The 11,778-nt window shown below is 66.1% G+C and carries 12 protein-coding genes and 1 pseudogene; 6 read left to right on the top strand and 7 right to left on the bottom strand.

Annotation, left to right across the window (positions count from 1 at the left end; all coding sequences use genetic code 11):
* Together FYM52_RS07050 and FYM52_RS07045 are read left to right on the top strand one after the other, a co-directional pair.
* A pseudogene (locus FYM52_RS07050) lies at nucleotides 1–336 on the top strand (lysophospholipid acyltransferase family protein); the annotation flags it as partial.
* Entirely contained in the window at nucleotides 333–1,208 is an 876-nt protein-coding gene (locus FYM52_RS07045) for a lysophospholipid acyltransferase family protein (RefSeq protein WP_045266067.1), read from the top strand. The pseudogene FYM52_RS07050 and the gene FYM52_RS07045, both read left to right, overlap by 4 nt.
* On the opposite strand, the gene FYM52_RS07040 is transcribed toward FYM52_RS07045, so the two are convergent.
* Both FYM52_RS07040 and yihA read right to left on the bottom strand, forming a co-directional pair.
* On the bottom strand, nucleotides 1,202–2,155 hold the full coding sequence (locus FYM52_RS07040; RefSeq protein WP_154163579.1) for an alpha/beta fold hydrolase: 954 nt from the start codon (nucleotides 2,153–2,155) through the stop codon (nucleotides 1,202–1,204). The two genes, FYM52_RS07045 and FYM52_RS07040, sit on opposite strands and share 7 nt — an antisense overlap.
* A 59-nt stretch (nucleotides 2,156–2,214) precedes the next feature.
* Complete coding sequence (yihA, locus tag FYM52_RS07035) at nucleotides 2,215–2,973, bottom strand: ribosome biogenesis GTP-binding protein YihA/YsxC (RefSeq protein ID WP_154163578.1); 759 nt, start codon at nucleotides 2,971–2,973, stop codon at nucleotides 2,215–2,217.
* Nucleotides 2,974–3,043: 70 nt separating this feature from the next.
* Here yihA and FYM52_RS07030 point away from each other — a divergent pair, with 70 nt between their 5' ends.
* From FYM52_RS07030 to ccsB, 3 genes are all read left to right on the top strand, one after another.
* The gene (locus FYM52_RS07030; RefSeq protein WP_042414687.1) at nucleotides 3,044–3,667 is read left to right on the top strand and encodes a cytochrome c; all 624 of its coding nucleotides are present in this window, start codon (nucleotides 3,044–3,046) and stop codon (nucleotides 3,665–3,667) included.
* A 118-nt stretch (nucleotides 3,668–3,785) separates the two neighbouring features.
* Nucleotides 3,786–5,951 (top strand): cytochrome c biogenesis protein ResB, encoded by a 2,166-nt coding sequence (locus FYM52_RS07025; protein ID WP_051519487.1) that lies wholly within the window; start codon nucleotides 3,786–3,788, stop codon nucleotides 5,949–5,951.
* The gene (ccsB, locus tag FYM52_RS07020) at nucleotides 5,948–7,285 is read left to right on the top strand and encodes a c-type cytochrome biogenesis protein CcsB (RefSeq protein WP_154163577.1); all 1,338 of its coding nucleotides are present in this window, start codon (nucleotides 5,948–5,950) and stop codon (nucleotides 7,283–7,285) included. The genes FYM52_RS07025 and ccsB overlap by 4 nt, the downstream gene beginning before the upstream one ends.
* A 57-nt stretch (nucleotides 7,286–7,342) precedes the next feature.
* Here the strand turns inward: ccsB and FYM52_RS07015 are convergent, their stop codons facing one another.
* Together FYM52_RS07015 and FYM52_RS07010 are read right to left on the bottom strand one after the other, a co-directional pair.
* On the bottom strand, nucleotides 7,343–7,540 hold the full coding sequence (locus FYM52_RS07015) for a YqaE/Pmp3 family membrane protein (RefSeq protein ID WP_042414682.1): 198 nt from the start codon (nucleotides 7,538–7,540) through the stop codon (nucleotides 7,343–7,345).
* A 55-nt stretch (nucleotides 7,541–7,595) separates the two neighbouring features.
* Nucleotides 7,596–8,657: an alpha/beta hydrolase gene (locus FYM52_RS07010; protein ID WP_154163576.1), complete on the bottom strand. Its 1,062-nt coding sequence runs from the start codon at nucleotides 8,655–8,657 to the stop codon at nucleotides 7,596–7,598.
* 145 nt (nucleotides 8,658–8,802) lie between these two features.
* Here FYM52_RS07010 and FYM52_RS07005 point away from each other — a divergent pair, with 145 nt between their 5' ends.
* Entirely contained in the window at nucleotides 8,803–9,303 is a 501-nt protein-coding gene (locus FYM52_RS07005; RefSeq protein WP_154163575.1) for a YbhB/YbcL family Raf kinase inhibitor-like protein, read from the top strand.
* Nucleotides 9,304–9,468: 165 nt separating this feature from the next.
* Here the strand turns inward: FYM52_RS07005 and FYM52_RS07000 are convergent, their stop codons facing one another.
* The 3 genes from FYM52_RS07000 to FYM52_RS06990 all read right to left on the bottom strand — a co-directional run bounded on the left by FYM52_RS07000 (nucleotide 9,469) and on the right by FYM52_RS06990 (nucleotide 11,702).
* A complete protein-coding gene (locus tag FYM52_RS07000) occupies nucleotides 9,469–10,230 on the bottom strand; it encodes an amino acid ABC transporter ATP-binding protein (RefSeq protein WP_042414678.1) in 762 nt (253 codons plus the stop codon).
* Nucleotides 10,231–10,370: 140 nt separating this feature from the next.
* The gene (locus tag FYM52_RS06995) at nucleotides 10,371–11,021 is read right to left on the bottom strand and encodes an amino acid ABC transporter permease (RefSeq protein WP_042414675.1); all 651 of its coding nucleotides are present in this window, start codon (nucleotides 11,019–11,021) and stop codon (nucleotides 10,371–10,373) included.
* A gap of 15 nt (nucleotides 11,022–11,036) precedes the next feature.
* The gene (locus FYM52_RS06990) at nucleotides 11,037–11,702 is read right to left on the bottom strand and encodes an amino acid ABC transporter permease (RefSeq protein WP_043383184.1); all 666 of its coding nucleotides are present in this window, start codon (nucleotides 11,700–11,702) and stop codon (nucleotides 11,037–11,039) included.
* Nucleotides 11,703–11,778: the final 76 nt, after the last annotated feature.

The raw sequence follows: 11,778 nt of genomic DNA, 5'->3' as shown, positions 1-11,778 counted from the left end.
GTGCCCCCCAGTGGGCAGGGCCAGTGGGCGCCGTTCTTCGGCCAGGACGCCTACACCATGACGCTGGCGGCCCGGCTGGCGCTGCAGACCGGCGCCACCGTGGTGCTGGCGCGCTGTGAACGCCTGCCAGCCGGCCGTGGCTACGAGCTGTTTTTCGAAGCCCTGCCCATGCCGCTGTCCGACCAGCTGGAGCAGGCCGTGGTGCAGATCAACCAGGCCATGGAGCACACCATCCGCCAGTGCCCCACACAGTACCTGTGGGGGTATGGCCGCTACAAGCAGCCACGGCAGGAAGCGCCGGCGGTGGAATCTGCCACCGAAGGCGGTGCCGCATGAGCTGGAGTCGACTGGGCGTGGCCCTGATGCACGGGCTGGCCAAGCTGCCATTGCCGGTGTTGCGCGGTATCGGTTGGGTGCTGGGGCGCCTGTTGTTCATCCTGGCTGCGCCGCGCCGCAAGGTGGCGTTGCGCAACCTTGCGCTGTGCTTTCCTGAAGCGACGCCAGCGCAGCGCAAGGCCTGGGCACGCGAGAGTTTTGTGGTGTTCTGCCAGACCTTTCTGGACCGCAGCTGGCTGTGGTTCGGCTCCGAAGCCCTGGTGCGCCGCCGCGTCAAGCTGGTGGGCGCCACGCACGAGCTGGAAGGGGATACGCCCACCATCGTGTTTGCCCCGCATTTCTACAGCATGGATGCCGGCGGGCTGGCCCTACCGCTGAACACCGAGCGCGAGTTCACCTCGATCTTTGCGACCAATCCCGATCCGGTGCTGGATGCCTGGTTCATGGCCGGGCGCCAGCGCTTCGGCAATGTGCGCATGCTGAACCGTGCCGACGGGGTCAAGCCCATCATCTCCACGCTGCGCAAGGGCGGCCTGCTGTACCTGCTGCCGGACATGGACTATGGCCGCAATGACTCGGTGTTCGTGCCCTTCTTCCAGGTGCCTGAAACCGCCACCATCCCCTCGCTGTCGCGCTTTGCCCGCCTGGGCAAGGCCAAGGTCGTGGCCTTGTACAACCGCATGACGCCCGAGGGCTATGTGGCCGAGCTGTCGCCGGCCTGGGAGCACTTCCCCACCGACGACCATGTGGCCGATACCGCGCGCATGAACCGCGAACTGGAGGCCGCCATCCGCACCATGGTGCCGCAGTACTACTGGGTGCACAAACGCTTCAAGACGCGGCCCGAAGGCCAGCCGTCCCTGTATCAGTAATCCAGAGGTAAATCGGCCTCTGAAGCAGGCGTGGCAAGCGCAAGTAGCTCTCTTTTTATAAGAGCTTCGTGCAGCAGCTGGTGCAGGCTGCGGATCACCCGCTCGGGGTGCTCATGCACCAGCCAGTGGCTGGCGCCGGGCACGCGCTCCACGGACAGCTGGGGCACCCACGCCTCCAGGCCGTCCAGCAACTCCGGCAGCAGCGCGGCATCGTCCAGGCCCCACAGGATGTGGGTGGCCACCGGCGTGTGCAGCAGCGCATCGGGCAGCGGCTGCAGGTCGCCGTTGGCGCCGCGTGGTGGTACCAGCGGGCTGGCCGCATAGTAGCGGCAGGCGGCCGCCAGGCACTGCGGCCAGTGGGCCAGGTAGCGCGCCTGCCATTCCGGCGTCAGCCAGACGGGAAGGTCCCCGGCGGGCGTGCGAAAAAAGTCCCACAGGCGCCGTGCCCCGTCTGCCAGCAACAGCGATGCCGCGTCGGGGCGGCGCAGAAAGTGCATGTACTGGCTGGCGGCCTGCTGGGCCGGGTTGTGCTGCAGCTCGCGCACAAAGGCACCAGGGTGGGGGGCGTTGATGATCAGCAGCTGTTGCAGCAACTGGGGTTGTTGGATGGCCAGGTTCCAGGCCAGTGCGCCCCCCCAGTCGTGCGCCACCACACAGGCCGCCGGCTGCCCCGGACTTTCCAGGGCGATCAGCGCTGCCAGGTCCTGGACCAGCGCCTTGGGTTTGTAGGCCTCCACGGCCTCGGGCTGGCTGGAGCCGCCATAGCCGCGCAGGTTGGGCGCCAGGCAGCGCCAGCGGTCGGCAAATGGCGCCATCACTCCTTCCCAGATGAAGGCGCCTTCCGGGAATCCGTGCAAAAACAGCAACAGGGGTTTGCCTGGGGTTCCGCAGGCCAGACAGTCCAGCGTGATGCCGTGTGGCAGCTGGTGGCGGATGGGCTCAAGCATGGTGCCTCCTGGGTGGTGAAGCCGCCATGCTGGCCCAAGGACGCGGGCGCGTCCATGCGTTATTGCGCGGGGGTGTCCGGCGTGGCGGGGGTGTCCGCGGGGGCTGCCGATTCCGGTGCGGCAGGGGCTGGTGTCACGGGCTTCAGGCCGTCGGGATGGCACCAGTGCCACAGCAGCTGGGCCACATCGTCCACGCCCTGCTTTTTCAGGGCCGAGAACATGCGCACCTCGCCGCCGCCGGCGTTGAGCTTGGTGATGGACAGGATCTTGGCCTGCTCGGAGCGGGTCAGCTTGTCGGCCTTGGTCAGCAGCACCAGGAACTTCAGGCCCTGTTCCACGCGGGGACGGATGGCGTCGAGCAAGGCCTCGTCCAGCTCCGTCAGTCCCAGGCGGGGATCGCACAGCAGCACCACGGCGCTCAGGCTTTCGCGCTGCATCAGGTAGTTCAGCATCACCCGCTGCCAGCGCTCCTTGTCCGAGCGCGATACTGCGGCATAGCCATAGCCGGGCAGGTCGGCCAGCACGGCATCGGTGACGCCCTGCTTGCCCAGCGCAAACAAATTGATGTGCTGCGTGCGACCGGGTTTCTTGGAGGCAAACGCCAGCTGTTTCTGCTGCGTCAGGGTATTGATGGACGTGGATTTGCCGGCGTTGGAGCGGCCGACAAACGCAATTTCGGGCACGTCCACCGAGGGCAGATGGTGCAGCTGGGCTGCCGTGGTCAGAAAGCGCGCCGTGTGCATCCAGCCCATGGCGAGCTTGGGGTCAATTTGGGCAGAAGTTTGACACGAAGCAAATTCGGAAGAGTTGGTCGTCATGGGGGTGTATCAAGCGTAAGGGCGTCATTGTAGAATCAGGCAGTTTTGCGCACATAACCAGACCCACAATATGAAGTTGCTCGCCTCTTTGCTGACGGCTGCCGCACTGGCAGCACCCGCTCTCCCGGCCTTCGCGGCGGGCGAAACACCGGCCAAGGCCGACCTGGTGAAAGGTCAAGCCAGCTATGAAGCTGTCTGCGCAGCTTGCCACGGTGCGGATGGCAATTCCACCATTGTCGTCAATCCCAAATTGGCACAACAGCATCCGGAGTATTTGCGCAAGCAGTTGCACGACTTCAAGAGCGACAAGCGCGCCGACCCCGTGATGAAGGGCTTCGCCAGCATGCTGTCCGACGAAGAGATGAACAACATCACCGCCTGGCTGGCCAAGCAGCCTGCCAAGACCGGCTTCGCCACGGACAAGGAGCTGGTGGTGCTGGGCGAGCGCATCTACCGCGGTGGTGTGCCAGACCGCAAGATCGCCGCCTGCGTCAGCTGCCACAGCCCCAACGGCGCCGGCATTCCCGGTCAGTACCCCCGTTTGTCGGGCCAGCATGCCGACTACACGATCAAGCAGCTGAACACCTTCCGTGACGGCTCGCGCGCCAACAACCTGCAGATGAAGGATGTCGCTGCCAAGTTGAACGATCGCGAGATCAAGGCGGTGGCGGACTATATTGCAGGCTTGCGCTAAATCAAGCTTTCCGCAATAACACGCGGGAACTTACCGCCCATAACAAACCCCAACCAAGGCGGGTCCATCCAGAGTGTGATGGTCCCGCCTTTTGCTTTCGGGCCCAGTGTCTTCTCCCATGTCTGATCCTTCTTCCGGCCAGTCCTTTGAGCCCGAATCACCGCAGCGCCTGCGTGCCTTGCTGGAGCTTCTGGCGTCCATGCGGTTCGCCATCGCCCTGTTGACCATCATCTGCATCGCCTCGGTGATCGGCACGGTGCTCAAGCAGCACGAGCCCAGCGTCAACTATGTCAACCAGTTCGGCCCCTTCTGGGCCGAGCTGTTTCTGGCGCTCAAGCTGAATGCGGTCTACAGCGCCTGGTGGTTCCTGCTGATCCTGGCCTTCCTAGTGATCAGCACCAGCCTGTGCCTGCTGCGCCATACGCCCAAGTACCTGGCGGATTTGCGCAACTACAAGGAAAACATCCGCGAGCAAAGCCTCAAGGCCTTCCACCACAAGGCCGAGGCCGCCTTGGGCGAGGCCCCGCAGGCTGCGGCGCAGCGCATCGGCGGCATCCTGGCGCGCAGCGGCTGGAAGGTGAAGCTGCAGGAGCGCGAGACACCCGCCGGCAAGGGCTACATGCTGGCGGCCAAAGCGGGTGCGGCCAACAAGCTGGGCTACATCGCTGCCCATGCGGCGATCGTGCTGATCTGTATCGGCGGCTTGCTGGACGGCGACCTGATCGTGCGGGCCCAGATGTGGCTGGGCGGCAAGACGCCGTACACCGGCGGCGGCCGCATTTCCGATGTGCCGCCCGAGCACCGCCTGTCGCTGCGCAACCCGACCTTCCGCGGCAACCTGATGGTGGCCGAGGGCACGCAGGCAGGCACGGCCATCCTGAACCAGTCGGACGGTGTGCTGCTGCAGGAGCTGCCCTTCTCCGTGGAGCTGAAGAAATTCATCGTCGAGTACTACGACACCGGCATGCCCAAGCTGTTTGCCAGCGAGGTGGTGATCCACGACCGCGAAACCGGCGAGCAACTGCCGCAGCGCATCGAGGTGAACCACCCGGCCAGCTACAAAGGCATCGAGATCTACCAGTCCAGCTTTGACGACGGGGGATCGCGCGTCAAGCTGCGCGCCGTGCCGTTTGCGCCCGGCAGCGAGGCGTTCGAGGTCGAGGGCCACATCGGCACCAGCACCCAGCTGATGCGCGCCGGCTCCCACCGCCCCGAGGATGTGCTGACCCTGGAGTTCACCGAACTGCGCACCATCAACGTCGAGAACTTCACCGACAAGAAGGCCTCCAGTGCCGCCGTGGACGTGCGCAAGGTGGACCTGCGCAGCTCCATCGAAGCGCGGCTGGGCGGTGGCCACAAGACGGTGACCGACAAGGAGCTGCGCAACATCGGCCCCAGCATCGGCTACAAGTTGCGCGATGCATCGGGCCAGGCCCGCGAATACCAGAACTACATGAGCCCGGTGGACTTTGGCGACGGCGTGCCCATGTTCCTGCTGGGCGTGCGCGAGAACCCGTCCGAGAGCTTCCGTTACCTGCGCGTGCCGGCCGACGAGCAGGGCAGCATGCAGGGCTTCCTGCGCATGCGTGCGGCCCTGAACGATCCCGTGCTGCGCGAGGAAGCGGTGCGCCGCTACGCCGCCCAGGCCGTGCCCAAGGACCGTCCCGACCTGCGCGACGCGCTGGCCCAGTCGGCCCTGCGGGCCGTGAACCTGTTCGCCGGCAGCGGCACGCGCCTGGACAAGCCCGATGGCGGCCTGCAGGCGATTGCCCAGTTCATGGAAGCCAACGTGCCTGAGGCCGAGCGCGAGCGCGCCAGCGAGGTGCTGATCCGCATCCTGAATGGCGTGCTGTTCGACCTGGCCCAGCTCAGCCGCGAAAAGGCCGGCCTGCCGGTGATGCAGCCCAGCGATCAGACCCTGGCCTTCATGACGCAATCGGTGTTCTCGCTCAGCGATGCGCAATTCTTCCCGGCACCCATGGCCTTCATGCTGGAAGACTTCACCCAGGTGCAGGCCAGCGTGTTCCAGGTCGCGCGTGCGCCCGGCAAGAACATCGTCTACCTGGGCTGCCTGTTCCTGATCATCGGGGTGTTTGCCATGCTGTATGTGCGCGACCGGCGCCTGTGGGTCTGGATCAGCCCACAGGGCGAGGCGGCGCGTGCCACCATGGCCTTGTCATCGAATCGCAAGATCATGGACACTGACCGCGAATTCGAGAATTTGACCGAGAAGCTGCTGACAGCCCCGGCTGCAGCGCCATCCTCCACGGAGCGTTCTGTATGAGTAGTACTGCTACAGCCACCATCACCTTGAACGAAGGGTTTTTCGTTCGCCGCAACTGGTTCGACTGGTTGTTTGCCGTCCTGCTGGTCGCCGGTGGCCTGTTCGCCTTCCAGCATTACCACCTCGCGATGGATGTGTATGAAAAGGGCATTTTGATCGGCGCCGTCCCCGGTCTGATCTGGCTGGGCTGGTTCTGGCGGCCGCTGGCCAAGCTGATGCTGTCCGTGGCGGCCCTGTCGCTGCTGGCCATCTGGCTGTACCAGGGCCCCGATGGGGAGGCCCTGCTGGCGCGTTCGGACCAGGTGTTCGGCCTCAAGTACTTCCTGTCCAGCCAGTCCGCCATCCTGTGGATGAGCATGCTGTGCTTCATGGCCACGGTGTTCTACTGGATCAGCCTGTTTGCCAAGGGCGAGCGCGATGCGTTTGGCGCCATCGGCAGCCGCATCACCTGGGTGGCGGTCACGCTGGCCCTGGTCGGCACCATGGTGCGCTGGTTCGAGAGCCACCTGATCGGCCCTGGCATCGGCCACATCCCGGTCAGCAACCTGTACGAAGTGTTCGTCATGTTCATCTGGATGACGGCGCTGTTCTACCTGTACTACGAAACCCAGTACCAGACACGGGCCCTGGGCAGCTTTGTGATGCTGGTGGTCAGCGCGGCCGTGGGCTTTCTGCTCTGGTACACCGTAGTGCGCGGGGCGCACGAGATCCAGCCCCTGGTGCCGGCGCTGCAAAGCTGGTGGATGAAGGTCCACGTGCCGGCCAACTTCATCGGCTACGGCACCTTCGCGATTGCCGCCATGGTGGCCTTTGCCTACCTGATCAAGCAGCAGGCCCAGGAAACCAAGTGGTACAAGCTGGCCCCGCTGTGGCTGCTGGGCGTGGCGCTGTGCTTCGAACCGCTGGCCTTCCGCCAGAGCCAGGCCACGGGCAGCAGTTACTGGCTGGTGTACTTCGGCATCTCGGCCCTGATCGTGGCCGGCATCCTGATGGCGCGCAAGACGATTGCCACCCGCCTGCCCAGCTTCGAAATCCTGGACGATGTGATGTACAAGTCCATCGCCGTGGGCTTTGCCTTCTTCACCATCGCCACGGTGCTGGGCGCGCTGTGGGCGGCCGAGGCCTGGGGCGGGTACTGGAGCTGGGACCCCAAGGAGACCTGGGCGTTGATCGTCTGGCTGAACTACGCCGCCTGGCTGCACATGCGCATGATGAAGGGCCTGCGCGGCACGGTGTCGGCCTGGTGGGCGCTGGTGGGTCTGGCCATCACCACCTTTGCCTTCCTCGGGGTGAACATGTTCCTGTCGGGCCTGCACAGCTACGGCGAGCTGTGAGCTTGAACGTACTCAAAAAAAGGAGCGCCCAGGCGCTCCTTTTTTTATAAGTCCACGTCAGGGCCGGCGTTGCCCCAGGGCCTCTTTGATCTTCTGGTCGGTCTTGTACTGGCTCAGCGCGTACACGGCCCAGATGGCGGCCGGCACCCAGCCGATCAGGGTGATCTGCAGGATCAGGCAGAGCACCCCGGCAAAAGGGCGGCCGATGGTGAAGAACACGGAAAAGGGCAGAAGCAGGGCAAGCAGCAGTCGCATGGGTGGGAAGCGCAAGGTGCGGACAACAAAGGGAGAGGCTGGGCGCGGCCCGGCTTCACCGGGCTGCGTCGTCCCAGTCTAACCCGACGCGTGCGGCCTGCATGCAGGCGTACAGCTGGGTGCCGCCGTGGTTGGCCCCGGGCCAGACCTGGTAGTGGCTGCGCACGCGCGGCAGCCGGTCCAGCGCCTGCGACAGATCGGCCGCAGTGGCCAGGCCGTGCTGTTGCGCCCGTGTCTGGGCCTGGCGTGCGGAGGCCTCACGCTCCGGGTTGGGCGCGCGGCCGGGATCGCGCCGGCCGGCCAGCTCTTCGCCGCCCTGGCTGAGGTAGACCTGCAGCTCGCTGGGCAGGGCGCTGGCCCCTGCCTGGTGGCGGCGCAGGAATTGCGCGGCTTCCTCCAGCACGGTGCCGTTGCCCCACCACAGCGATGGGCTGGCGGCCACATAGCGCTGGAACAGGGCGGTGCGCGTGAACAGCGCATGCAGGGTGAACAGTCCGCCGTAGGAATGGCCCACCAGCGTCTGCCGCTGGGGATGCAGCGGCCACGCGGCCTGCAGGCGGGGCTGCAGCTGCTGCGCCATCCAGTCCAGAAACTGGTCGGCCCCGCCCTGCGCGCGCCCCTGGCTGTCGGGGGCGACGCCGTCGTAGGGCAGGGTGTAGTCATAGGTGCGGGCCGCGCGGTCGTGCACCTCGGAGCTGCCGGGCGGCAGCGCATGGCCCAGGCCCACCACGAGGGCGCCCGGGCCACGCAGCTCGGGGCCGCGCGCACCGCGGTTGTGCACCAACTGGGCCAGCAGCGGGAACATCAGATTGCCGTCCAGCACATAGACCACCGGCCAACCCGCCGCCGGCGCGGGGCCCTGGGGCACGTAGACCATCACCCGGTGCTGGCGCGGCATGGGGCTGCCGGGCAGGGTCGGTGCGGGCAAGTCCATGTACCGCACCCCGGGCATGTGCCAGGGCTGGCCCCAGGTCGCCTCATCCCCTGCAGGGGGTACGGGGGCGGGATCGGGCGGTGTGGCGCAGCCCACCAGGCCCAGGCCGGGCACGGCCAGGGCGCTGGCCAGCCATTGGCGGCGGGCTGTGTCGGGCGATGAAGGGGGGGAGCAGGCAGGCATGGCAACGCAATCGGGCAAGGGGACACAGCGACCGAGTGTAAATGAGATTGATTCTCAAAATATGCGGTGCGGGGACGATGGCCCGTGCCGGCCCTCTGGCGCCTGCAGGCATACTGGCAGGCTTGTGATGAAGGAGATTTCACCGATGACCACGTTCACCCTGAGCAGCCCCGACATTCCCACCGGCGGCACGATTGCACCCGTGTTCGAGTCCGACATGTTCGGCTGCGGCGGCAGCAACCAGTCTCCCGTGCTGCAGTGGAGCGGCGCCCCCGCTGGCACGCAGAGCTTTGCCGTGACGGTGTACGACCCCGATGCGCCCACGGGCTCGGGCTGGTGGCACTGGATGGTGGTGGACCTGCCCGCCAGCGTCACCGCGCTGCCCGCGAATGCCGGCGAGAAAGGCGGCGCCCACCTGCCCGCCGGTGCGCGCCAGATGCGCAACGACTACGGCCTTTGGGCCTGGGGCGGCATGTGCCCACCGCCCGGCGACAAACCGCACCGCTACATCTTCACGGTGCACGCGCTGTCCGTGGCTAAGCTGGACATGCCGGACGACGCCACCACGGCCATTGGCGGCTTCATGATCCACGCCAACACGCTGGCCACGGCCTCGTTCACCGCGACCTACGGCCGCCCGGCCTGAGGGGGACTGCGCCCGCCCGTCTGCCTTGCGAGAGCGGGTGCGGGCGGCGGTAAAAAAACATAGCTGCTTGCGCAAGTGATGCAAGGTTTTCAGGCGGTAAACCACCTGAAAGCCAGCAACATCGAGCGCAAGCAGCTATTTTTTTTGTATGTGCCTGGGGGCCGCTCAGCTGGCGCTGAAGCCCAGGAACTGGCGCAGCTCGGGCGTTTGCGGGGCGCCGAACAAGGTCTCGGGCGCACCCACTTCGTGCACCTTGCCCTGGTGCATGAAGACCACCTTGTCGCTGACCTTGCGCGCAAAGCTCATCTCGTGCGTCACCATGATCAGGGTCATGCCCTGCTCGGCCAGGCTTTCCACCACGCTCAGCACCTCGCCCACCAGCTCCGGGTCCAGGGCAGAGGTGACTTCGTCGCACAGCAGGATCTCGGGGTCCATGGCCAGGGCACGGGCAATCGCCACGCGCTGCTGCTGGCCACCCGAGAGCTGGTCGGGCATGGCGTCGAACTTCTCGGCCAGGCCCACACGCTCCAGCAGGCGCTGGGCGTTGGCGCGGACCACATCCTGCGGCTGGCGCATGACCAGCGAGGGCGCCAGCATCACGTTGCGCCCCACGCTCAGGTGCGGGAACAGGTTGAAGCTCTGGAAGATCATGCCCACGTTCTTGCGCAGCTCGCGCAGGGCCTGGGGCTGGTCGGGCTGCAGGGGCTGGCCGTGCACGGTCAGCTGGCCTTCCTGAAAGCTTTCCAGACCATTGATGCAGCGCAGCAGCGTGCTCTTGCCCGAGCCGCTCTTGCCGATGATGGAGACCACCTCGCCGCGGTCGATGTGCAGGTCCACGCCCTTGAGCACTTCGTTGCTGCCATAGCGCTTGCGCAGGCCGCGGATGTCGACCAGGGGGACGGTGGTGGGGGTGGTGGCGGAGGTCATAAGCAGTTTCGTATCAGTTGTTCATGGAGATCGCACCGTATGGAACTGGCGCGGCCAAGGTCAGAGACAGCCAGCAAGGGCCGCCCCGCGGCGATGCTGTCGTCCCCTTCCAGGGGGACGCGGCGCAGCCGCACAGGGGGTCATGCTTTAGGGCGCAGGCGGCGTTCCAGGCGCTGGCTCCACAGCGACAGCGGGAAGCACAGCGCAAAGTACAGGCCGGCCACGCAGCCATAGACCAGGAAGGGCTCGAAGGTGGCGTTGGCGATCAGCTGGCCGGCCTTGGTGATCTCGATGAAGCCGATCACGCTGGTCAGCGCCGTGCCCTTGATGATCTGCACCATGAAGCCCGCTGTGGGGGCGATCCCCAGGCGCAGGGCCTGGGGCAGGATGACGTGGCGCAGTTGCTCGGTGAAGCCCAGCGCCAGGCTGGCCGAGGCCTCCCACTGGCCCTTGGGCACGGACTCGACGCAGCCGCGCCAGATGTCGCACAGGTAGGCGGCGGAGTACAGGCTCAGGCACACGCAGGCCGCCAGCATGGGCGAGGTGTCGATGCCCAGCAGCGCCAGGCCGAAGTAGGTCAGGAAGATCTGCATCAGCAGCGGCGTGCCCTGGAAGATCTGCACATAGGCGGCGACCAGGCGCACGGCGCCGGGCCACTGGGACAGGCGCAGCACCAGCAGGCCCAGGCCCAGCAGGCCGCCGCAGACAAAGGCAATGACGGACAGGGACACGGTCCAGCGCAGCGCCAGCAGCAGTTGGTAGGCAATGTCCCAGAAAGTGAATTCAACCATGGTGTTTCCTTGCGGTCAGGCGCGGCGCTGGCCAAAGACGAAGCGGGGACCCAGCCAGTTCAGCGCCTGGCGCAGCAGCACGGCCAGCAGCAGGTAGCTGAGGGTGACCACGATGTAGCTTTCAAAGCTGCGGAAGGTGCGGCTGGAGATCAGGTTGGCGGCGTAGGAGATTTCTTCGGTCGAGATCTGGCTGCACACGGCCGAGCCCAGCATGACGATGATCATCTGCCCCGTCAGCGCCGGCCAGACACGGCCCAGCGAGGGCGGCAGCACCACGCGGGTGAAGATCTGCCAGCGGTTCAGGGCCAGGCACTGCGCGGCCTCGATCTGGCCGCGCGGCGTGGCCTCGATGCCGGCGCGTACCTGCTCGCAGGCATAGGCGCCCAGGTTCAGCGTCATCGCCAGGATGCTGGCCGTCTCGGGCGACATGCGCAGGCCCAGCGAGGGCAGGCCGAAGAACAGGAAGAACAGCTGGATGATGAAGGGCGTGTTGCGAAACACTTCCACATAGCTGGCCACCACGGTGCGCAGCAGGGGGCCGCCATGCAGGCGTGCCCAGGCACAGGCCACGCCCAGCAGCATGCCCAGCGGCAGGGCGATGCCGGTGAGCACGACGGTCAGCACCAGCCCCTTCAGCAGCATGGGCCAGTTGGCCAGCACGGGCAAGAAATCCATTTCCATGGGGACAGTCCAAATTCAGGAGAAAGCAAAAAACCGCTGCCTGCCTGTGTCACCCGTGGCAGGGCCGTGAAACAGG

It is taken from the genome of Comamonas sp. CAH-2, from assembly GCF_009668305.1.
Lineage (GTDB): Bacteria > Pseudomonadota > Gammaproteobacteria > Burkholderiales > Burkholderiaceae_C > Comamonas > Comamonas aquatica.
This window is presented reverse-complemented; position numbering and strand designations above follow the sequence as displayed.

What these genes read in the sequence shown, in the direction of transcription:
- FYM52_RS07045 (WP_045266067.1), top strand. Translation starts at nt 333, where the DNA reads ATGAGCTGGAGTCGACTGGGCGTGGCCCTGATGCACGGGCTGGCCAAG.
- FYM52_RS07040 (WP_154163579.1), bottom strand. Translation starts at nt 2,155, where the DNA reads ATGCTTGAGCCCATCCGCCACCAGCTGCCACACGGCATCACGCTGGAC.
- yihA (WP_154163578.1), bottom strand. Translation starts at nt 2,973, where the DNA reads ATGACGACCAACTCTTCCGAATTTGCTTCGTGTCAAACTTCTGCCCAA.
- FYM52_RS07030 (WP_042414687.1), top strand. Translation starts at nt 3,044, where the DNA reads ATGAAGTTGCTCGCCTCTTTGCTGACGGCTGCCGCACTGGCAGCACCC.
- FYM52_RS07025 (WP_051519487.1), top strand. Translation starts at nt 3,786, where the DNA reads ATGTCTGATCCTTCTTCCGGCCAGTCCTTTGAGCCCGAATCACCGCAG.
- ccsB (WP_154163577.1), top strand. Translation starts at nt 5,948, where the DNA reads ATGAGTAGTACTGCTACAGCCACCATCACCTTGAACGAAGGGTTTTTC.
- FYM52_RS07015 (WP_042414682.1), bottom strand. Translation starts at nt 7,540, where the DNA reads ATGCGACTGCTGCTTGCCCTGCTTCTGCCCTTTTCCGTGTTCTTCACC.
- FYM52_RS07010 (WP_154163576.1), bottom strand. Translation starts at nt 8,657, where the DNA reads ATGCCTGCCTGCTCCCCCCCTTCATCGCCCGACACAGCCCGCCGCCAA.
- FYM52_RS07005 (WP_154163575.1), top strand. Translation starts at nt 8,803, where the DNA reads ATGACCACGTTCACCCTGAGCAGCCCCGACATTCCCACCGGCGGCACG.
- FYM52_RS07000 (WP_042414678.1), bottom strand. Translation starts at nt 10,230, where the DNA reads ATGACCTCCGCCACCACCCCCACCACCGTCCCCCTGGTCGACATCCGC.
- FYM52_RS06995 (WP_042414675.1), bottom strand. Translation starts at nt 11,021, where the DNA reads ATGGTTGAATTCACTTTCTGGGACATTGCCTACCAACTGCTGCTGGCG.
- FYM52_RS06990 (WP_043383184.1), bottom strand. Translation starts at nt 11,702, where the DNA reads ATGGAAATGGATTTCTTGCCCGTGCTGGCCAACTGGCCCATGCTGCTG.